Here is a 19,994-nt window from a genome sequence, read left to right as displayed (position 1 = left end):
ATAAGTGGAAAAAGGCCGTGCAGATATCTGCACGGCCTTTGTTGTTAGCTGCGACTGGTCAGCAACTTCAACCCGGCGATTGCAAAGAATGTGCCAAGGACACCTTGGATGACCCTGCGCGCTTTGCCGTAAAGCCGCACCATGAACGGCGTCGAGAACGCCAGCGCATAAAGCAGGTGACAGATGATCGATAGAATGAATGTCCCGATGACAATCACAGCCGCAACCCACAAGGGCGCGTCGTCCTGTAATCCAAGCGAGATGATAGCAATCCATGATAGAGCGGCCTTGGGATTGGTCATCTGGATAATATAGCCGCGGCGCAGGTAGCCAAATGCTGTGCGCCGCCCGCCCTGCAACTCTTTGGCTTCGATGTCATGACGGGATGCGGCAGATTTGAATGCCTTATAGGCTAGCCAAAGCAGGTAGGCCCCGCCGAATAGCTTGATGATAAGCAAGGCTGACGCGTAAGTCGCCAAAAGTGCAGACAGGCCGAAAGCTGTGAGCATGGCCCAAGTGAAAGAGCCTATCGCAACCCCCATTGCTAATGCGATACCAGAGGCGCGCCCAACGCTCATGGATGTGCCCATAACAGCCAGAACATTTGGCCCTGGACTCGCGATCCCTAAAAGAAATGCGGAATAAGCAAGGAGAATACCCGGAAGGTAAAGCGAGACATCTTGCATGGCGTAGCCTTTCAAAGGAACATTATGTTCTTATAATGTTCCTTTTCAGCAAATATAGCAATCGCCTTGATAACACGGTGGCGATTTTCAGGAATCGTGGTCGCGTTCGGCATAAGCTTTGTAGTCATCTAACAGATGATCCAGTTCAGCCAACTCAACCTCAAGATCATGAAAAACCTCGGTTTTTTGTGCCTCGTTCAGAGTGCCACCATCAACCAGAGTCTGTGTGTTCTCGGAAATTACGTCCCAGCGAGAAATAAGGGACTCCAGATCAGCAAGGATTACATCATTCGGGGCTGGTCTGATGCCCACGGCAGGCATCCCGTCGCGTAGCGCAAAGAGAGAGTTTTCGAAGATTTCTATCGTCTCTTTCAGGTCCACGACGGCTTCGTCGGCGTGATAGCCTGTCCAGATTTCGCAAGCGTCTTTTGCCATCTTCTGTGTCAGCATGCGCTGGCGTCCGGCGAATTCAATCAAAAGCGCGTCTGCGGCGGAAATCTCATAAGGGTGGGCATATTGCCCGGTAATATCTGACGCCAATTGCGTGGTCAGATCAAGAAGACGCAGGTTGTGATCGTCAATGATATGTGCGCTATCCACATCGTGGCCGTCGGCCAATACGTTTTCAATGGCTGTATGGATCGACATCCATTCTTGCTCTACCTCATCCAAATCGTGAAGGGTCCGGCGGTTTGTCTCGGGTCCCATAATGCCAAGCGTTTCGTCGCCAACCCGAAGTGCCACGATGATAGTGTCGAATTCGGCCGTGGCATGGGCAAGAATGTCGTGCGCTTCTTCGACGTCTATGTCAGAGGTCAAAGAACATGATGCGGCGGCAACCTGTTGCGTTAACGTGCGTAGCTGGCCAGCGTGGCGGATCCGCTCTGCGCCGTCGGATATAATATCATATCCAACCTCGGCTTCTTCTGAGGTTTGTGCGAGGTTATCTGCGTTAACAGGTATAGCAAAGTTGGTGAACGCGAGCGCCAGCGCAGAGACATATGGCAGCCGGCTGTATTTCGTATCAAGAGACATCATCGTTAATCCACTGTACACAATAGGTTACATCTTACAGTGTCACGATTTCTTGCAAATTGGGCAAAACTAAGGCGCGTCAATGATCAAATTTGTCGCCCTCGTCTAACAGTTTCACCTCACGTTGCGGGAATGGAATGCTGATACCCTGTGCTTTGAACGCATCCCAGAGTGCCAGATAGACGTGACCACGAATATTGGTCAGCCCGCCTGTTGGGTCACTGATCCAGAACCGCAGCAAGTAATCGACAGAGCTGTCGCCAAACCCCACGATGTGACAAACGGTTGGTCTGTTGCTCAACACGCGGTCCACGCTTTGGGCGGCTTCAATCGCGATGCGCCGCACCTCATGGGGGTTATCGTGATATGCCGTCCCAAATTCGATATCAAGGCGGACGAAATCATTTGAGTGCGACCAGTTCACCACTTGTCCTGTGATCAGGTCTTCGTTTGGGATCAGATATTCGCGGCCATCGCGGGTGACCACGGACACATAGCGCGCGCCGAGTGAATTGATCCAACCAAAGGTCTCGCCAAGGCTGATCACATCGCCCGGTTTGATCGATTTATCGAGCAGAATGATCACACCGGACACAAGGTTTGACACAACCTTTTGCAAACCAAAACCAAGGCCAACACCAATGGCCCCCGACAGTACTGCAAGCCCGGTCAGATCAATCCCTAACGCGCGCACCCCCAGAAAGAACGCCGCGCCATAAAAGGCAATCTGCACACCTTTGACGATCAAAACCTGCATTGAAGGGCTGATATCTTCGTTGGACCTGATGCGGTTTGAGGTTGTTTTGGTCAAGAACCGCGCAAGTGTGATCAACACGCCTAGAATGACCAGCCCCTGTATCAGCAATAAAAGCGAGAACCTGATCTCGCCAATACTAAAGCCGATGCTGTCCAACAGGCGCTCTGCCACCTCCAACAGTCCAAGAATTTGCAATGTCGCCCATGTCCATGCGCCGTAACGGACAAATTTGCGCAATGTCGGGCTTTTGATCAGCCGCGTCGCAAAGACGATCAATAACCATGCAAGTGCCAAGGTGCCAATCACGCCAAGCAGATAGCTGCGACTGGGCCATGTCGCCTCTCGCATATAAAAGACCACGGCCCAGATCAGCGCGACAAAAAAGATCGGGCGCAATCGTTGATGCACGACGACCAGAATACGCATCCGCCATTTCGGCCAGTTTTCACGCGATCCCATCCAGGTACGAATGCGGGGGCCCAATGTTGCACGCAATATATGTGCGACCGCGAAAAGGGCCACTGCGATAAATATCTGATACAGGTTCCATGTCCGAAACATGGAATCGACAAAGACCTGTCCTTGTAACAGCAGGTCGCGGCCAATCATCATCAATTCTTCCAAGGGGGCTTCGGCCTGGCCGTCGCTGACCGGAACAGTTGGTGATAATTCGTGTAGAGCCATGTTTGTGCAACCGCTGTTTTGCCTAAAATCAGGGTGGCATGGGCATGCAAAGCAAGCAAGCGGCGCGTTTTTCACGCGTTATCCTGTCTTGCCGGGTGCTGTGCGGCAGGCTACCGTCGGTTAACCTATTCTGACGACAGGACCTCTTGATGGATATTATGCTGACCATGCTTCTCCTTGCCGCTGGCTTGGCCGTGATCCCGCTGATTGCCGATGGCGATGGCGATGACGATGAAGATGAGGACGAAATTCGCGGCACCCTTGAAGATGATACCTTGGACGGCACCGAAGGCGACGATGTGATCCGCGGGTTTCAGGGGGATGACACCATCAATGGCAATGGTGGCCTTGATCAGATTTTTGGCGGCTTTGGCGAAGATACGATCACAGGTGGTGCTGACCGTGATGTGATTTTTGGTGGTGCGGATGATGATGAAATCTTTGGCCTTGGTGGTGATGATACAATCGAAGGCGGCGGCGGTGCGGACTTTATTGACGCCGGTGAAGGCAATGACATTGTGCGCGCTGGCGGGGGCAATGATGTCGTTTTGGGAAATACTGGTACCGATACGATCCGTGGCGAGGACGATGATGATGATCTGTTCTTGTGGGGTAATGGCGGTCAGGCCTTTGGCGGGGATGGCGATGACGATCTGATCATGGTGACAGGGCGTGGCATCTTGGACGGTGTTGCAGGTACGAACACCTACTACGCGCTTGCCAATGATGATGACGACCAACAGACGGTTGCGATTATCGAGGAACTCGGCACCGGTGATGAAATTGTCATGACCATTGATACAAATGATGCGACAGTCGTAAATGACGACCTGATTGTCACAGTCACTGAAGGCACGATTAACGGCATCGACGGATATAATATCGAAGTGGCTTTCGAAAACGAGGCTGATGAGCCAGCTGAGTTTGAGACCTCGCGCGCCTTTGTCTTGGGTCGGAGTGTGCCGATCGAGACTGTTGTGGCGTCGGTGACAGTTGATGTTACCGTTAATGCCGAATTGACAGTAGATGGTGCACTGGCGACATTTGCTGGTCTGGTACCTGAAGCGCCAAATTCGACTGATCCGACGACGTGAGCTAACCTACTCGATAATTCGGCATAGTGCCCGTCCGGGGTGCACGTTGCAAAACCCAATGCGGCAGCCCTTGCAGCATTGGGTCTGCCTGTGTATTTGAACATCTATGAAACAGGTTTTTGATATGGATGATCGCGCGCGACTGCCTTGGCGGTTCTTTGGCGCGCGTGGCACAATCTTGGCCCGCGGATAACCCCGCGCCATTTCCGCACGCCTGACGACCACTGACATTTTGATACGGGAGAGGACAATGTCCCCCAAAACGCTCTATGATAAAATCTGGGATGCGCATGTTGCCCATGAAGCTGAAGATGGCACTTGCCTGCTGTATATCGACCGCCATCTGGTCCACGAAGTGACCAGCCCGCAAGCCTTTGAAGGGCTGCGCATGGCTGGTCGCAAGGTACGCGCGCCAGAGAAAACAATCGCTGTGCCTGACCACAACGTGCCCACAACGGCAGGCCGCGATGACCCCAAGAACATGACCGAGGATAGCGCAATTCAGGTGGCCGCCCTTGATAGCAACGCCAAAGAATTTGGCATCCACTATTACCCTGTGTCTGATGTCCGTCAGGGTATCGTGCATATCGTCGGGCCAGAGCAGGGCTGGACTCTGCCAGGCATGACTGTGGTGTGTGGCGATAGCCACACCGCGACACACGGCGCATTCGGTGCGCTGGCCCACGGCATTGGGACATCTGAGGTGGAGCATGTTCTGGCGACGCAAACGCTGATCCAGAAGAAATCCAAGAATATGAAGGTCGAGATCACCGGCAAGCTGCGCCCCGGCGTGACGGCCAAGGACATCACCTTGTCTGTTATTGGCGCCACAGGCACCGCAGGCGGCACAGGCTATGTGATCGAGTATTGCGGCGAAGCGATCCGCGATTTGTCGATGGAAGGCCGCATGACGGTTTGCAACATGGCCATTGAAGGCGGCGCGCGCGCCGGTCTGATTGCGCCAGATGAAAAGACCTATGAATATTGCAAAGGTCGCCCGCATGCGCCGAAAGGTGCGGCTTGGGAAGCGGCCGAAGCCTATTGGCGTACGCTCTATACTGATGAGGGTGCGCATTTCGATAAGGTGATTACGCTGAAAGGCGAAGATATTGCGCCTGTTGTCACATGGGGGACCTCGCCCGAGGATGTGCTGCCGATCACGGCGGCTGTGCCTGCCGCCGATGATTTTGAAGGCGGCAAGGTCGGTGCAGCGCAACGCTCACTCGACTATATGGACCTGAAGCCTGGCACACCGCTGTCTGAGATTGAGATTGATACCGTCTTTATCGGATCTTGCACCAACGGCCGGATCGAGGATTTGCGCGCTGCCGCCGCGATCCTGAAAGGTAAAAAGAAGAAGGACGGGTTGCGGGCGATGGTCGTACCCGGCTCTGGTCTTGTGCGCGCGCAGGCTGAAGAAGAAGGTCTTGCCGATATCTTCAAAGAGGCTGGCTTTGAATGGCGCCTTGCGGGCTGTTCTATGTGCCTGGCAATGAACCCAGACCAACTGGCACCGGGTGAACGCTGTGCTGCCACATCCAACCGGAATTTCGAAGGACGGCAGGGAAGGGGCGGACGTACCCACCTGATGTCACCACAGATGGCGGCAGCGGCAGCAATCACAGGCAAACTGACCGACGTGCGGGAGATGATGTAATGCAGAAATTCACAAAACTCAGCGGCATTGCCGCACCCCTGCCATTGGTCAATATCGACACCGATATGATCATCCCCAAGCAGTTCCTGAAAACGATCAAACGTTCTGGTCTTGGCGTGAATCTCTTTGATGAGATGCGCTATGATGACGACGGCAACGAAATTCCTGATTTCGTCCTCAACAAACCGCAGTACCGTGAAGCGCAGATTATCGTCGCTGGCGATAACTTTGGCTGCGGGTCGTCACGCGAACACGCGCCGTGGGCCATCGCCGATTTCGGTATCACCTGTGTGATCGCGCCAAGCTATGCCGATATTTTCTACAACAACTGCTTCAAAAACGGCATCTTGCCGATTGCCCTGCCACAAGAGCAGGTTGATGTACTGATGAAGGACGCCGAAAAGGGATCGAACGCGCGGATCGAGATTGATCTGGAAGCGCAGACCGTTACATCGTCGGATGGTGAAACCTTCAGCTTTGAGGTGGACCCTTTCAAGAAACACTGCCTGATGAATGGCCTGGACGACATCGGTCTGACTATGGAAAAGGCCGCATCGATAGATACCTTTGAAGCCGAAGCCAGCGCTGCGCGCCCTTGGGTTTAGTACAACAGGCAAATGCGGCATAACGCTGCGGTTGGGTTGCATTCGCGCATCACTTTGAGGCGAATGTGGCCCTTCTGGCCTGTTTCGCCTCTGCTGTGGTTGATGCAAAGGGCTGGATTTGTTCAGCATTATTTCAATAATAATGCCGCGTATTGCGGGCCAGCTGAACAATATATGCAAACATGCTGGTGCCCAGTAGAGGAAGAAATGCAGTGCTAGCGCGATTGCCCTCCGCATTGGTCAGAGCTGTCATGGTGATCATCTTGATCATCATGCCTTACGCGCTGCTGCCTAGTGCAGAGACGGACAACGCCCAGATCATCGTTCTTGTGGCGATCTTTGGTGCGCTTTTCACGATTGTGGAATACAGTTCCAGCAGCCCCAGTCTGGTTGAGTTTCGCGACGCACCCCCATTTAACCGCGTCCGGTTTTCGGCGTTATTTGCGACGGTGTTCTGTTTGTCGATGATCTTTAAAGGCGTCGATTCACCCGGCGTCTTGTCGGAATATTTTCAGAACAGTGGCAGTGTTATCGGCGAGGCGATTGATTTTCCATATTCGCCGGTGCGTTTGATGGTGATCATGATGCCTGACGGCACCGACCCGGTGGTGATCCAACATCTGCGTGATGCAGCGGGGCTGAGCTATCTTGTCTCGGTCTTCTCGGTCATATGGTTTGTTATCCTGCTGCGCCTTTACCGCTGGCCGCGCCGTGCAGGCGCGTTCAACGTGTGGATCAACCTGCCCACATTTGACCCGACCGCCGGTGGCGACGTTGTCAAACGCCTCCAACGTGATGGGCGCGTTAACGTTATATTAGGCTTCTTGCTGCCCTTCTTGGTGCCAGCGGTGGTGAAATTGGTGGCGGCCTTGGGGACGCCCATCAACCTTGATAATCCGCAAACGTTGATTTGGACGGTTTCTGCATGGGCTTTCTTGCCAGCCAGTATTCTGATGCGTGGCGTCGCTCTCAGCCGGGTGGCGCAGATGATCGAGGTGCAGCGCCGCAAAGCTTACGACCGTACCGGACCTACGCACAGCTCTATCTACTGATCAGCTTCGGTCTGGCCAGCCCGGCACAGGCAGAGACATACCGCATTGCAACCTATGCAGCGCCGCTTAGTCGTGATGGTCCGGGTTTGCTCTTGCGCGATATCCAGCGGGGCGAAGACGACCAGATTGCCGCGATCCGTGATGTCATTGCGCGTATTGCCCCAGATGTACTGTTATTGACCGACTTCGACTTTGATCATGATGGCCTCGCGCTTGCGGGTTTTGCCGTGCAGTTTGATCCGGGCTATTCCTATCACTTTGCCTTGCAGCCCAATGCTGGTGTAGCCACCGGACTTGATCTGGACGGTAACGGGCGGCTGGGCGACGCGCGCGATGCGCAGGGTTATGGGCGTTTTGCAGGGGATGGCGGCTTGGCGATCTTGTCGCGCTTTCCAATTCAGGCAGGGCAGGCGACAGACCTGTCAGCCGTCTTGTGGAAAGACCTGCCCGGCGCTGTTTTACCGCAGGCGGCAGGCGCCCCGTTCCTAAGCAACGCGGCGTTGGACATTTTGCGCCTGTCGTCAACCGGACATTGGATTGTTCCTGTCAGCTTACCTGATGGGAAACCGCTTTCCGTCATGGCCTTCTCGGCCACGCCACCCGTCTTTGATGGCCCCGAGGATATGAACGGGCTGCGCAACCGCGATGAATTGCGTTTATGGGAGGCGGTGCTTGATGGCGATTTCGGGCCCGTGCCATCGCAGTTTGTGATTGCAGGAAACGCCAATCTAGACCCGCAGGCTGGTGATGGGTTCTCGGATGCGATGGCATCTTTCCTGCGCGATCCACGCTTGCAGGATCCGCTGCCGGATCAAGACACGGCTGATTGGCCAGACGATGGCCCCGGCAATTTGCGTGTCAGCTATGTTCTGCCTGCGGCTGATTGGACAGTAAAAGACGCGGGCGTCTTTTGGCCCGCGCCGGACGATCCCGACCGTGCCCTATTGGGCGATGATGGCTTGGCCGCTGGTCCGCACCATCTTGTCTGGGTTGATATCGCGCGGTAACCCCGCCAACATCACCTCTTCCAGATCGGTTGGTTCAAATCCCGGCACCAGCTGGTCGAACTTGGTCGACCCGATCTTATGCGGCATGGCATAGAGGTAACGCATTTCGCGCATCTCGCGGGCCAGTTCCCAAAATGGACCGAGCAGTGTCATAGCCCACCAAGGGAAGCGGTTTATCTTGATGTCCTGACCCGTATGGCGTGCGATGCAGCGCTGTAATTCCGCCGTTGTAAAGGCGTGTCCGGGAAATGGGATATCCTCGAACAGGGACAGAGCTGCGCGTTTGTTGGCCAATTTGACTGCGGCCCGAGCCCAATCGGGAACGTAAGCATAGGCTAGCAGGGTTTCGGGATCACCAGCAGCGGTGATTTTTCCCTTTTTGATCTCGCGCATCATCAACATGCGCATGATGTCTTTATTGCCTGCCGGATCAATGAAATTGCCCGCACGCAGGATAATGGTTTGGACACCTGCAGCGCGATAGCTTTCCTCCATCGCGATGCGTATACGGCCTTTCCTGGTTGTCGCGGTCTGAGGGGTGTTTTCGTCCAGAACACCTGGCTGGTCGCCATAGTTGTAGATATTGCCGGGGATGATCACGGTTGCCCTGCTGGCCTTTGCTGCGGCAATGACCTGAGAAGTGATTGCAGGAATACTGCGTTCCCAGTTGTGATAAGCGGGTGGGTTCAGGCCATTGACGATCACATCGGCACCTTGGGCTGCCTTCACCATGTCACCGCTCTTGCGGTCATACTGGCGGATCTCCCAGCCTGCGTCCCAAAAGGCGTCTGTTGCGTGGCTCCCGATCTTGCCAGAGCCGCCAAGGATAAGAACTGTCTGTTTCATATCGCATCTCTTATTCGGTTATGTCGGATAGGATGTGCTATTCATTTGGGAAAATAAATTGTCTGAATGCGCAGATCATGTATTCAGTATTGAATGGATAAAACACTCGGATCATTGGACTGGTCGCTTGTGCAGGCCTTCCTTGCGGTGGCGGAAACCGGCAGCCTGTCGGCAGCGGCGCGGCGGCTTGGCACAAGTCAACCCACGCTTGGCCGTCAGATCAAAGCGATCGAAGCACAGTTAGGGGCAGAGTTGTTTCACCGCCAACCGCGGGGCTTTGCGCTCACACAGATCGGCAGTGACCTCGTGGAACCTGCCACCACCATGCGCGATGCGATAAGTCAGATTGCCCTCAGGGCTGCAGGCCAGCAGGCCCGGTTGGACGGCACCGTGCGCATTACAGCTAGCGTCGCGACCTCGGCCATGCATCTGCCCTCGATCATCGCGAAGATTCGCGCGTTAGAGCCACAGATCGCCATCGAACTGGTGCCCAGCAATGACACCCATAACCTGCTGTATCGTGAAGCTGACATTGCCGTACGCATGTACCGACCGACCCAGCTTGATCTGATCACCGAGCATCTTGGCGAAGTTCCCTTGGGCGTTTTCGCAGCGCGCTCTTATCTGGCAGAGCGGGGCGCACCCGTGTCAATCGCTGATCTCTGGGCCCATGATTTTGTGGGTTACGACAGCAATACGGATATTATCGAAGGGTTTGCCCAGATCGGTGTGAACATTGACCGCGATTTCTTTAAAATCCGCTGTGACGATCACATTGCCTATTGGGAACTGGTGCGTGCGGGATGCGGCATCGGGTTTGCGCAGGCTGATGTGGGTCATAACGATCCACTGGTCGCAGAAATTGACCTTGGGCTGCCCTTGCCAACCCTGCCAATCTGGCTGACCGCGCATGAGGCGATGCGCCAAACCCCCCGTATCCGCCGTGTGTGGGAGCTGTTGGCGGACGGGTTGCGGCCCTTGGTATCTTGAACCTGCCGTCCCTTCGCGCTAGGGCCTTTGCAACCAACTCTAGTAAGGACCTGACCTATGGCAAACCCTTCCCTTTTGATCCTCGCCGGTGACGGCATTGGTCCCGAAGTTATGGACGAAGTGAAGCGGGTGATCGGCTGGTTCGGCGACAAACGCGATCTGAATTTTGATGTCTCTGAGGACCTTGTGGGTGGGGCTGCCTATGACGCCCATGGCGTGCCACTGCACGATGATACGATGGCCAAGGCGCAGGAGGTGGATGCGGTTCTGCTGGGCGCCGTTGGTGGGCCGAAGTATGATGACCTCGACTTCAGCGTGAAGCCAGAGCGTGGCCTGCTGCGTCTGCGCAAGGAGATGGATCTTTTCGCCAACCTGCGCCCCGCGCAATGTTTTGATGCTCTTGCTGATTTCTCATCCTTGAAAAAAGATGTGGTAGCTGGCCTTGATATCATGATCGTGCGCGAACTGACCTCTGGTGTCTATTTTGGCGAACCACGCGGCATTCACATCGAAGATAACATGCGCGTCGGGGTGAATACTCAGCGCTACACTGAGGCCGAGATTGAGCGTGCCGCACGTGCAGCATTTGACCTGGCCATGAAGCGGGGCAAAAAAGTCTGCTCGATGGAAAAAGCCAACGTGATGGAAAGCGGCATCCTGTGGCGCGACGTTGTGACGGAAGTGCACGCGGATTACCCCGAAGTTGAGCTGAGCCATATGTACGCCGACAATGGTGCCATGCAGCTGGTGCGCGCACCCAAGCAGTTTGACGTGATCCTGACCGACAACTTGTTCGGCGATATCCTGTCGGATTGCGCGGCCATGCTGACCGGATCACTGGGCATGTTACCGTCTGCATCGCTGGGTTTACCAATGGCAAATGGGCGTCCCAAGGCGATGTATGAACCCGTGCACGGCTCAGCCCCCGACATCACAGGCCAAGGTAAGGCAAACCCCATCGCTTGTATCCTGAGCTTTGCAATGGCACTGCGGTATTCCTTCGACGAAGGGGCCGAAGCGGACCGTCTGGAAGCGGCTATTGAAAAAGTACTCGCTGACGGCGCGCGTACCGGCGATCTGATGGGACCAGAAGGCGGTACGCCGCTAAGTACCACGCAGATGGGTGATGTGATCTTGGCGGCTCTTGACGAAAGCCTGTGATACAGATCCGGCCTTATGCTCCGGCAGGTGCGGATGATTTTCTGACGTTGAACCGTGCCTTGTTGGTGCACTATGACATCCCGCCAGCGACCTCAGCAGAGGAAACGAAGCTGATGAGCCTGCTCGACCAAGGCCGCTATCTGTCATGCGAAATCGCCTACGTCAGTGAAACGCCTGCCGCTTTTGCCACATGGGCCTTGGTTTTTCCTGCAGGTGCCGGGATGGCTTTGTTTATGAAGGAACTTTTCGTTGCCCCCGCGTTTCAGGGGCAAGGCGTTGGGCGTGCGATGATGGCGCATCTGACCCAGATTGCGATACGCGAAGGGTGCAAACGGATTGATTGGCAAACAGACGCTGATAATTTAGGCGCGCGGACGTTTTATAACAATATTGGTGCGTCCGTTATTGATAAAGTAAGTTACCGTGTGACAGCGTCAGAATATGATCGGTTGTTGAAAGATGGTGTCGGCAAAGACTGACAGCTGCATAAAGGAATTTCCTGATGTCCCCGAATGCCAAAGGTGCATTGCTGGCGCTTCTGGCCTTCGGCATCTTCTCGACCCATGATGTTGTGGTGAAGATCCTGGGCGGTATCTATTCACCGTTTCAGATCGTGTTCTTTAGCGTGTTGCTCAGTTTTCCATTGGCGATGGTGATGCTGATGCGGGATGTGACACCGGGCACTTTGGTGCCGGTTCATCCTTGGTGGCTGGCGCTACGCACAGTGGCGGCGGTGGTGACGGGTGTTTCGGCATTCTATGCGTTTTCTGTCCTGCCGTTGGCGCAAACCTATGCAATCCTTTTTGCATCGCCCTTGCTGATCACCATCCTTGCCATCCCGGTTCTTGGTGAAAAAGTGCGCCTGCGCCGTTGGGTCGCTGTGCTGGTGGGTTTGGGCGGCGTCATGGTTGTGCTGCGCCCCGGACAAACCGAACTGTCGCTTGGGCATCTTGCTGCACTTGCTGCGGCCATTGGCGGATCGCTTGCCTCGATCATTGTGCGCAAGATCGGATCAGAAGAACGGCCCGTGGTCATGCTGCTTTATCCGATGATGGTGAACTTTGTTGTCATGGCTTGCGCCCTGCCTTTCGTCTACGAACCCATGCCGATTGAGCATTTGGGGCTATTGGCCATCATCGCTGCCTTCGCATGGACCGCCAGCCGCCTTGTCATCACGGCCTATCAGGCCGGTGAGGCAGCGATCATTGCGCCCATGCAATACAGCCAAATCATTTGGGCGACCCTTTTTGGATATCTCTTTTTTGAGGAAACCATCGATCAGCCCACAGCAATTGGTGCGGGGATCATCATTGCCAGTGGTCTTTATATTGTGCTGCGCGAAAGCCGGAGTGGGACGTCGGAAAATACGCCAGTGCTGCGTACCCGCTCGCGTGCAGAAACAGGCACAACACCTCGGATGTCACTGATGATGCGCGTGGCGGGACGCGCCCCGCCACGGCAAGACCGGGGCTAGAGCTAAAAGCTTAGGTCATCGAGCGAACCAACGGTGAAACCTGCATCGGTGACTTCTGTCGCCTCCCAGATTGAAAAGCCTGCAATCTTGGCGTTTTGAACCTCAGCACTGGTTGAAATAGTCAGCGCCCCATCAGTGACCTCAACTTGCCCGACCAAATCGAAAGCTGTGGCAAAGCCGGCTTCGTCAGAAATATCCAAGTTGTCAAAGATCAGTTCGTCTTCGACATAGATGTCAAAGACGCGCACGCCGGCATCGATAGCACCACCCCAAATTTCAGCGAAGTTCAGTTCGACATCATAGGTGCCGTTTGCCACGGCGATGTCGTAAGTGAAGTCACCGGAAAGTTCTGATCGCTCTGATTGATAAAGGGTATCATCGGTCGTGCCTGCAATCGCTGCTGACGTTGTCCATGACCGGACATTTGCCAGATCATCGGCCTGATAAACAACACCGTTTTCGGCGGTGTATTCATCACCACCTGCGTTCAGCGCATAAACCAGAACAGGATCGGTCGGGGCTTCGGTCTCCCACAATGAAAATGCGGACAGTTTGGCGTTCTGGACTTCGCCGTCAGCTTCGATGGTCAGCGAACCGTCTGACACCGTCACCTCTGTCATGATATCAAGCGCGGCCAGATATCCGGCGTCATCTGAAATATCCAGATCGTCGATCACCAAGTTACCTTCGACATAGATATCCATCACGCGCACGCCTGTATTCTGCGCACCGTTCCAAATCTCTGCGAAATTCAGTTCCAGATCATAAGTTCCATTTTCAACCGCGATTTCATAGGTAAATCCGCCTGACAGTTCTGATCGCTCTGATTGGTAAAGCGTGTCGTCTTCGGTCCCGGAAATGGCGTTGGATGTTGTCCATGACCGGATGTTTGCCAGGTCGTCAGCAGCATAAGTGACCCCATTTGACGCAGTGTATTCGCCGCCACCGGCATTCAGGGCATAAACCAGCCCGTCGGGCTGTTCGGCAGGTTCACTATCACCGTCTTCCAGCGCAAAATTATAAAGTTGGATCGAACCATCAGCCCTATCGGAAAGTCCGAAATCCAATGTCCCATCGGCGGGATCATGGCCGGTGCCAATATCAATGGTAAAGATGTTTTCCATTGTGTCGCGCGAGTAGATGTAAGAGCCATCGGGGTTGCGCGGGCCATCATCAGCATGAATTTCGATAGGGTATGCGTTGCCTTCAAAAGTGACCGCATCAATATGTCGGGCATTGCCCCAGTTGCCATCGGTATTCAACAACTTGTCCCAGTCGAATTCCAGATACAGTGCACCCGTCGTAGGGTCATAGGTGGCGACGGCGAGGGGGGAACTTTCTCCCACGGTCAATTCGTACATTGGCACAGCTCCTATTCGTTCAAACGCTTGACCAGCAAGTGGTCTTTCCTAGTTCCGACATATTTCAAACTATGCGTCAAACGGCCACTGCCGTTTGGACACCGGATGGCGGAGGACCGCCGCTCAGCAGCGCTATCGGGGCATAAGCCGCCGATAATTCAATATAATGTGGTTGTATACGCTATAAGGCGACGGCCTCTGGCGGGGCGAAGCTATGCGCATTGGCGCGCGCCCAGCGTTCGCGATAGATCGGATTGTCGTCCCCATTATCAAGCAGGAAACCTTCGCGCAGGTAGGTGTAAACATCCGCGGCTTCGGTCATTTGCCCATCGCCTTTGCGTGTCATGAAATGGTAAGGCAGAAAGCCGCAGGGGTTTTCCAGACCGGCTGCACCGGCCATTTCACCCAGGGCCTTGAGCGTATTTTCATGGAACCGTGCCACACGTTTGCTTTTGTCATTCACATTCAATGCCGCCTGGCGGACCGGGTCTTGTGTTGTCACGCCGACCGGGCAGTGGTTGGTATGGCAGGCCTGCGCTTGAATGCAGCCAATCGCAAACATATAACCACGGGCCGAATTGCACCAATCAGCACCAATTGAGAGCGCACGGGCAATATCGAACGCACTGACGACCTTGCCCGCCGCCCCAATCTTGACCTGATCGCGAATACCCGCCCCGCGCAATGTGTTGTGCACGAATGTCAGACCTTCGATCATGGGCATGCCGACGTGGTTGGCGAATTCCAACGGGGCTGCGCCAGTGCCGCCTTCGGTGCCATCGACAACGATAAAATCTGGGATAATGCCGGTTTCCAGCATCGCCTTCACCATGCACATGAATTCGCGTCGGTGGCCGATACAAAGCTTGAAGCCAACAGGTTTACCGTCTGAGAGCTCACGCAGCTGGCCGACAAATTGCATCAGTTCCATCGGGCCGGAAAAGGCGCTGTGGGCGGCGGGCGACACGCAGTCAACGCCCATAGGGATATCGCGGGCCTCTGCAATCTCGGGCGTGATCTTGGCGGCAGGAAGCATACCGCCATGGCCCGGTTTGGCCCCTTGGCTGAGTTTAATCTCGATCATTTTGACCTGATCATTGGCCGCTTGTTTGGCGAACTTGTCGGGGTTGAAAGTACCATCGTCATTGCGGCAGCCAAAATAGCCTGAGCCGATTTCATAAATCAGATCGCCCCCGCCCTCACGGTGATAACGGCTGATCCCGCCTTCGCCGGTGTCATGGGCAAAGCCGCCCATCTTGGCCCCTTTGTTCAGTGCCGATATCGCGTTGGCGGACAGCGAGCCGAAACTCATCGCAGAGATGTTGTAAAGCGATGCGTTGTAAGGTTGCTTGCACTTGTCTCCGCCGACTGGGACGCGGAAATCCGTGTCATCAAAATGCGTTGGCTGGACAGAGTGGGTGAGCCAAGAATAGCCTGCCTCATAGACCCGTTCGTGGCTTCCGAAAGGCCGTTTGTCCTCGGCCCCCTTGGCCCGTTGATAAACCAACGAACGCTGTTCGCGGCTGAATGGTTGCTCTTCCTGATCACCCTCGATCAAATATTGCCGAATTTCGGGTCGGATTTTCTCAAACAGGAACCTGATGTGACCCAGCACAGGGTAGTTACGGACCACCGCATGGCGGGTTTGTCTGACATCATGAATACCCAGCGCCGTGAGGGCTGCAAAGATGAGGAACGGAATAAAGGCCCATGTCGCCCAAAAACCTGCGATAAAGCATATGACCGTCAATACGGCGACCAAAACGAACGTCGTGTAACGCTGTAACGAGATCAGTTCACGCACAACACACCCTCCTTGTTTAAGGGTACACTAGGCCGCTGATCTCATTAACGAAAGGCTGATGTGATGAAGTTTTCATCACAAAAGGAAAATGATCGTTTCAGAAATCTGCCGTCACCCCCGGAAGGTCCAGTGCCTTGATCAATTCGCGCAACTCCTGACGTGCAGCCACGTTTGAGATATTCATCCCCTTCACGCCGATATCGCGCAAGTCGAGCAAGGTCAGACCACGCGGAAAAAGCTCTCGGAAAATGACCCGTTCGTTAAAGCCGGGGGCCGTACGAAACCCGATCCGTTTGGCAAGCTTGGCAATCGCGCGTTCCATCTTGAGCTTGTTGAGCATGGCCTGCGCCCCCATGCGGTTGCGCACGACAATCCAGTCGATAGGTTTCAGCCCGGCCTGACTACGCAGTTGCCGCGCGTTCCAGACCATTTCGGAATAGACGGACGGACCGGTGATATCCTCACCATCGCTATCGACATGGGCGAGCAAATCAAAATCGATGAAACTGTCGTTTAGGGGTGTGATCAGCGTATCGGCCAGTGAATGGGCAACTTGGCTCAGGCGCGTATGCGATCCAGGGCAATCGATCAGGATGAAATCTGCGTCCGTCTCCATCCGCGCGACGGCCATCGATAGCCGGTGGTCAAACGCGTTTTCGCCGGGTTTCAGCGCGTCTTGATCAATTTCCGGGAGGTCATGATAGGTCGGTGTCGGCAGGTCCAGACCCTTCTTTTGCAAAAACGTGCGGCGGTTCAGAACGTATCGCCCCAGCGTCTTTTGCCGCAGATCAAGGTCAAGCGTGCCGACCTTATGCCCCATCCGGGCCAGTGCCGTTGCAACATGCATCGAGACTGTTGATTTGCCCGCGCCGCCCTTTTCATTGCCGACCACGATAATATGCGCCACTGCCCGATTCCCCATCGTTTTGTGCTTTTCGGTACTATATGATGTGGCCCGTGCAAGGGAAAGCACATGCAACACCACCCGGTGCTTTTTCAGCAGCCCTTGACAGCAGCCACGCAAAGCATCATGTGCCAATTAACCGACGCAAGCTGCCGCGTGAGCAGAGCGAGACCGGCAAAGGTCTACCCGCAAGGCGTCGCTTACACTTCAGGTTCCCACATCACGCAGGGGTCCCGCGCCACATCGGCGCCCGGACAATGCGGTCTTGGCTGTCAGCATATTGGCGCAACCTTGCTAGAGGTTCATCGCATGTTGCGATGGGCCAAATGATATGGGCGGGCCGAATGCCCGCGAGAAAAAATAGGATATCCATTTATGGATTTTGACATGCTGGGCCTTGCGCCCCGATTGATAAACGTACTCAAAGACCAAGGGATCACTGATCCCACCCCGATCCAGACCCAAGCCATCCCGCACGCCATGAATGGCCGCGATGTGATGGGGTTGGCCCAAACCGGCAGTGGTAAGACAGCCGCCTTCGGCTTACCAATGATCCACGCGCTGATGAAAGCGGGTGTGAAACCGAACCCCAAGACCGCACGCGGTCTGATCCTCGCGCCGACGCGTGAGTTGGCCAAACAGATCGCTGACAATCTGACTTCATATACCAAAGGCAGCCATCTGAAAGTGGCGCTGGTCGTTGGCGGGGCGGGGATTGTCGCCCAGACCAAACGTCTGGCGGGCGGTGTCGATCTGCTGGTCGCGACCCCCGGTCGTTTGATCGACCTGCTGGACCGACGCGCTGTGCGCCTAGACGAAACTATCTATCTGGTTCTCGATGAGGCCGACCAGATGCTCGATATGGGCTTTATCCACGCGCTCCGCCGTATCGCCCCGCTTTTGGCCAAAGACCGCCAGACGATGATGTTCTCGGCCACGATGCCAAAACTGATGGGCGAGTTGGCGAACACCTATCTGACCGACGCCGTCCGCGTGCAGGTGAACCCTCCAGGGCAAGCGGTTAAGAAGATCAACCAGTCGGTACATTTCGTGGCACAGGCCGCCAAGACAGACCTGTTGATCGAACTGCTGGACAAGCACCGCGATGAATTAGCGATTGTCTTTGGGCGTACCAAACACGGCTGTGAAAAGCTTTACAAAGTGCTTGAGAAAAAGGGTTTTGCTGCGGCCTCTATCCACGGCAACAAATCCCAAGGGCAGCGCCAACGCGCGCTTGAGGCCTTCAAAGCCGGCAAAACCCGCGTCTTGGTGGCGACGGACGTGGCCGCACGCGGTCTCGATATTCCCGATGTACGCTTTGTCTATAACTACGATCTGCCGAATGTGGCCGAAAACTATGTGCACCGCATTGGGCGAACAGCGCGGGCGGGTGCCGATGGGTCTGCTGTTGCTTTGGTCGCGCCAGATGAGATGATCGAGTTGCAAGACATCGAAAAGGCGATGAAGGAAAGCATTCCTGTGGCTTCCGGTCGTCCGTGGGAAATCCAACCGGGTCAGAAAAAGCGGCCCAACGGCGGCGGTGGGCGGCGTGGCGGCGGTGGTAACCGCGGCGGTGGCCCACGTGCAGGCGGCAAGCCCGGCGGTGGTCAGGGCAAACCCGGTGGGCGTCGTCGTAATGGCGGCGGTGGAAACCGGTCGCGGAGTCAGTCAGCGGCTTAGACCGCGCTCGAAACTAAGAGTACTGCGAAATGCCACCTGACTTTTTCGGTGGCATTTCGTTTTTGGTGGATGTCTGCCTCGAGCCCAAAACTACCCAATGCTGCGTTGCAAAATTGCTGATAGGCTTTCACTGCACGTCCAATGAACGGCCAACCAACCCATTGCCGTTGCGGCTTCCACGTTTGGCAAAGTGTCGTCAACCATGATGAGTTCGCTTGGCCGATAACCGGTCATCTTTTCCGCAAATGAATAAAACTCGGCATCTGGTTTCTTGTACCCAGCTCTCGCCGAATAGACTATCCCATCAACTTCATGTCGCAGCCCTAAGTTGTTCATCAAATAGTCTGCTCTGGTGTGATCTTGATTTGTTGCCAGGTACACAGGGGTTCCCTTTTGTCGTGCCTTGCGCAGGTCTGAAAGAACAGGCTGAACGATGCGAGAACTCATTTCAAACCAATAGGCGATAAGATTTTCAGCAAATACAGATGGGGCGATTTCATCCAAAGCACGTTGTAGCGCCGGCAAGAGTTCGGCTCTTCCCACGACGACATCGTTCCATTCAGCCCTGAAGAAACGATTGGCGAGTTCACGGGGAGGTACTCCCAAGTCATCTTCCAGCCCGACCATCCAGTGTTGACCGTCGCGTGGACGTCCAAAGACCAACACACCATCGACATCAAGCATCAGGCATTTAGCCGTCATTGCTCTGGCTCTCTAACATCTCCGGCAGCACCTTGGGGCTGCAGACCGATATTGCAGGGAGACAAAAAAACCTAATGATCTCGACCATCATAGATCCACATCGACACCACGGCATCGGTTTTCTTGAAACCGACGCGTTCATAGAAACCGGCCGCGCCAGACACAGCCAGAAGTGTTTGTTGGTGAAAATCGCCATACTTTTTAAACATACGAGACATCAACTTTCTGCCGATGCCGGTTCCTTGCTGATCAGGGTGGATTAGTAAATGCGGATAGTAGACCACTAAATTTCCGTCGGAAATTGCATTTGCGAGGCCAACCAAGTTCTCTCCATGAAAGGCGCATTCGATGTGGTCTGAGCCAGCGAGGGCAGCCATTAAGCGGTCTGGTTCGTTTGCGGAACTCCATCTATTTACCGCATAGAGAGAAATTACCTGAGACCGTTCTGGGACGACGCCACTTTGATATTCGATCATGATACTCAGTTTTCATTAG

General features: G+C 54.8%; 19 protein-coding genes. 10 read left to right on the top strand and 9 right to left on the bottom strand.

Annotated features, from left to right (window positions below):
• Window positions 1-44 precede the first annotated feature (44 nt).
• The 3 genes from BC777_RS16045 to BC777_RS16035 all read right to left on the bottom strand — a co-directional run bounded on the left by BC777_RS16045 (window position 45) and on the right by BC777_RS16035 (window position 3,162).
• Window positions 45-686 carry a LysE family translocator gene (locus BC777_RS16045; protein ID WP_100369209.1) on the bottom strand — a complete coding sequence of 214 codons (642 nt, stop codon included), beginning with the start codon at window positions 684-686 and terminating at the stop codon, window positions 45-47.
• Between the two features lie 87 nt (window positions 687-773).
• Window positions 774-1,724, bottom strand: coding sequence for a type IV pili methyl-accepting chemotaxis transducer N-terminal domain-containing protein (locus tag BC777_RS16040; protein WP_100369208.1), 951 nt, complete (start codon window positions 1,722-1,724; stop codon window positions 774-776).
• A gap of 76 nt (window positions 1,725-1,800) precedes the next feature.
• Window positions 1,801-3,162, bottom strand: a complete 1,362-nt coding sequence (locus BC777_RS16035) for a mechanosensitive ion channel family protein (protein ID WP_100369207.1) — start codon at window positions 3,160-3,162, stop codon at window positions 1,801-1,803.
• A 149-nt stretch (window positions 3,163-3,311) separates the two neighbouring features.
• Here BC777_RS16035 and BC777_RS16030 point away from each other — a divergent pair, with 149 nt between their 5' ends.
• From BC777_RS16030 to BC777_RS16010, 5 genes are all read left to right on the top strand, one after another.
• Window positions 3,312-4,256 (top strand): calcium-binding protein, encoded by a 945-nt coding sequence (locus tag BC777_RS16030; protein WP_100369206.1) that lies wholly within the window; start codon window positions 3,312-3,314, stop codon window positions 4,254-4,256.
• A 250-nt stretch (window positions 4,257-4,506) separates the two neighbouring features.
• Window positions 4,507-5,913 (top strand): 3-isopropylmalate dehydratase large subunit, encoded by a 1,407-nt coding sequence (gene leuC, locus BC777_RS16025; RefSeq protein ID WP_100369205.1) that lies wholly within the window; start codon window positions 4,507-4,509, stop codon window positions 5,911-5,913.
• The gene (gene leuD, locus BC777_RS16020) at window positions 5,913-6,518 is read left to right on the top strand and encodes a 3-isopropylmalate dehydratase small subunit (protein ID WP_100369204.1); all 606 of its coding nucleotides are present in this window, start codon (window positions 5,913-5,915) and stop codon (window positions 6,516-6,518) included. Before leuC ends, leuD begins: the two co-directional genes overlap by 1 nt.
• Window positions 6,519-6,769: 251 nt before the next feature.
• Window positions 6,770-7,570: a hypothetical protein gene (locus tag BC777_RS16015; protein WP_100369203.1), complete on the top strand. Its 801-nt coding sequence runs from the start codon at window positions 6,770-6,772 to the stop codon at window positions 7,568-7,570.
• Entirely contained in the window at window positions 7,567-8,577 is a 1,011-nt protein-coding gene (locus tag BC777_RS16010; protein WP_375342429.1) for an endonuclease/exonuclease/phosphatase family protein, read from the top strand. Before BC777_RS16015 ends, BC777_RS16010 begins: the two co-directional genes overlap by 4 nt.
• Here the strand turns inward: BC777_RS16010 and BC777_RS16005 are convergent.
• On the bottom strand, window positions 8,512-9,423 hold the full coding sequence (locus BC777_RS16005) for a Rossmann-fold NAD(P)-binding domain-containing protein (protein ID WP_100369202.1): 912 nt from the start codon (window positions 9,421-9,423) through the stop codon (window positions 8,512-8,514). The genes BC777_RS16010 and BC777_RS16005 overlap by 66 nt on opposite strands.
• Before the next feature lie 93 nt (window positions 9,424-9,516).
• On the opposite strand from BC777_RS16005, the gene BC777_RS16000 reads away from it, so the two are divergent.
• Genes BC777_RS16000 through BC777_RS15985 form a run of 4 tightly spaced genes read left to right on the top strand, consistent with a single transcriptional unit; the run spans window position 9,517 to window position 13,048 of the window.
• Window positions 9,517-10,413 carry a LysR family transcriptional regulator gene (locus BC777_RS16000; RefSeq protein WP_100369201.1) on the top strand — a complete coding sequence of 299 codons (897 nt, stop codon included), beginning with the start codon at window positions 9,517-9,519 and terminating at the stop codon, window positions 10,411-10,413.
• Between the two features lie 57 nt (window positions 10,414-10,470).
• Window positions 10,471-11,574, top strand: coding sequence for a 3-isopropylmalate dehydrogenase (leuB, locus tag BC777_RS15995; RefSeq protein ID WP_100369200.1), 1,104 nt, complete (start codon window positions 10,471-10,473; stop codon window positions 11,572-11,574).
• Window positions 11,571-12,053 carry a GNAT family N-acetyltransferase gene (locus tag BC777_RS15990; RefSeq protein WP_100369199.1) on the top strand — a complete coding sequence of 161 codons (483 nt, stop codon included), beginning with the start codon at window positions 11,571-11,573 and terminating at the stop codon, window positions 12,051-12,053. Before leuB ends, BC777_RS15990 begins: the two co-directional genes overlap by 4 nt.
• A 23-nt stretch (window positions 12,054-12,076) precedes the next feature.
• The gene (locus BC777_RS15985; RefSeq protein ID WP_100369198.1) at window positions 12,077-13,048 is read left to right on the top strand and encodes a DMT family transporter; all 972 of its coding nucleotides are present in this window, start codon (window positions 12,077-12,079) and stop codon (window positions 13,046-13,048) included.
• A 2-nt stretch (window positions 13,049-13,050) separates the two neighbouring features.
• Here the strand turns inward: BC777_RS15985 and BC777_RS15980 are convergent, their stop codons facing one another.
• From BC777_RS15980 to BC777_RS15970, 3 genes are all read right to left on the bottom strand, one after another.
• Window positions 13,051-14,409, bottom strand: coding sequence for a malectin domain-containing carbohydrate-binding protein (locus BC777_RS15980; protein WP_100369197.1), 1,359 nt, complete (start codon window positions 14,407-14,409; stop codon window positions 13,051-13,053).
• 181 nt (window positions 14,410-14,590) lie between these two features.
• Window positions 14,591-16,213 carry an FMN-binding glutamate synthase family protein gene (locus BC777_RS15975; protein ID WP_100369196.1) on the bottom strand — a complete coding sequence of 541 codons (1,623 nt, stop codon included), beginning with the start codon at window positions 16,211-16,213 and terminating at the stop codon, window positions 14,591-14,593.
• A 97-nt stretch (window positions 16,214-16,310) separates the two neighbouring features.
• A complete protein-coding gene (locus tag BC777_RS15970) occupies window positions 16,311-17,120 on the bottom strand; it encodes a division plane positioning ATPase MipZ (RefSeq protein WP_100369355.1) in 810 nt (269 codons plus the stop codon).
• 372 nt (window positions 17,121-17,492) lie between these two features.
• Between BC777_RS15970 and BC777_RS15965 the strand changes: the two genes are divergently transcribed.
• Window positions 17,493-18,797 carry a DEAD/DEAH box helicase gene (locus BC777_RS15965; RefSeq protein ID WP_100369195.1) on the top strand — a complete coding sequence of 435 codons (1,305 nt, stop codon included), beginning with the start codon at window positions 17,493-17,495 and terminating at the stop codon, window positions 18,795-18,797.
• Between the two features lie 90 nt (window positions 18,798-18,887).
• Here the strand turns inward: BC777_RS15965 and BC777_RS15960 are convergent, their stop codons facing one another.
• Both BC777_RS15960 and BC777_RS15955 read right to left on the bottom strand, forming a co-directional pair.
• Entirely contained in the window at window positions 18,888-19,481 is a 594-nt protein-coding gene (locus BC777_RS15960) for an HAD family hydrolase (protein WP_168769191.1), read from the bottom strand.
• A gap of 89 nt (window positions 19,482-19,570) precedes the next feature.
• A complete protein-coding gene (locus BC777_RS15955; RefSeq protein WP_100369193.1) occupies window positions 19,571-19,975 on the bottom strand; it encodes a GNAT family N-acetyltransferase in 405 nt (134 codons plus the stop codon).
• Between the last annotated feature and the right edge of the window lie 19 nt (window positions 19,976-19,994).

Source organism: Yoonia maricola (assembly GCF_002797915.1).
Lineage (GTDB): Bacteria > Pseudomonadota > Alphaproteobacteria > Rhodobacterales > Rhodobacteraceae > Yoonia > Yoonia maricola.
This window is presented reverse-complemented; position numbering and strand designations above follow the sequence as displayed.

Excerpts from the sequence above, each read along its gene's own strand:
- leuC (WP_100369205.1), top strand. The coding sequence starts at position 4,507 with ATGTCCCCCAAAACGCTCTATGATAAAATCTGGGATGCGCATGTTGCC.
- BC777_RS16000 (WP_100369201.1), top strand. The coding sequence starts at position 9,517 with ATGGATAAAACACTCGGATCATTGGACTGGTCGCTTGTGCAGGCCTTC.
- leuD (WP_100369204.1), top strand. The coding sequence starts at position 5,913 with ATGCAGAAATTCACAAAACTCAGCGGCATTGCCGCACCCCTGCCATTG.
- leuB (WP_100369200.1), top strand. The coding sequence starts at position 10,471 with ATGGCAAACCCTTCCCTTTTGATCCTCGCCGGTGACGGCATTGGTCCC.
- BC777_RS15965 (WP_100369195.1), top strand. The coding sequence starts at position 17,493 with ATGGATTTTGACATGCTGGGCCTTGCGCCCCGATTGATAAACGTACTC.
- BC777_RS16035 (WP_100369207.1), bottom strand. The coding sequence starts at position 3,162 with ATGGCTCTACACGAATTATCACCAACTGTTCCGGTCAGCGACGGCCAG.
- BC777_RS15955 (WP_100369193.1), bottom strand. The coding sequence starts at position 19,975 with ATGATCGAATATCAAAGTGGCGTCGTCCCAGAACGGTCTCAGGTAATT.
- BC777_RS15985 (WP_100369198.1), top strand. The coding sequence starts at position 12,077 with ATGTCCCCGAATGCCAAAGGTGCATTGCTGGCGCTTCTGGCCTTCGGC.
- BC777_RS16040 (WP_100369208.1), bottom strand. The coding sequence starts at position 1,724 with ATGATGTCTCTTGATACGAAATACAGCCGGCTGCCATATGTCTCTGCG.
- BC777_RS15980 (WP_100369197.1), bottom strand. The coding sequence starts at position 14,409 with ATGTACGAATTGACCGTGGGAGAAAGTTCCCCCCTCGCCGTCGCCACC.
- BC777_RS16005 (WP_100369202.1), bottom strand. The coding sequence starts at position 9,423 with ATGAAACAGACAGTTCTTATCCTTGGCGGCTCTGGCAAGATCGGGAGC.
- BC777_RS15960 (WP_168769191.1), bottom strand. The coding sequence starts at position 19,481 with ATGCTTGATGTCGATGGTGTGTTGGTCTTTGGACGTCCACGCGACGGT.
- BC777_RS16045 (WP_100369209.1), bottom strand. The coding sequence starts at position 686 with ATGCAAGATGTCTCGCTTTACCTTCCGGGTATTCTCCTTGCTTATTCC.
- BC777_RS16030 (WP_100369206.1), top strand. The coding sequence starts at position 3,312 with ATGGATATTATGCTGACCATGCTTCTCCTTGCCGCTGGCTTGGCCGTG.
- BC777_RS16015 (WP_100369203.1), top strand. The coding sequence starts at position 6,770 with ATGGTGATCATCTTGATCATCATGCCTTACGCGCTGCTGCCTAGTGCA.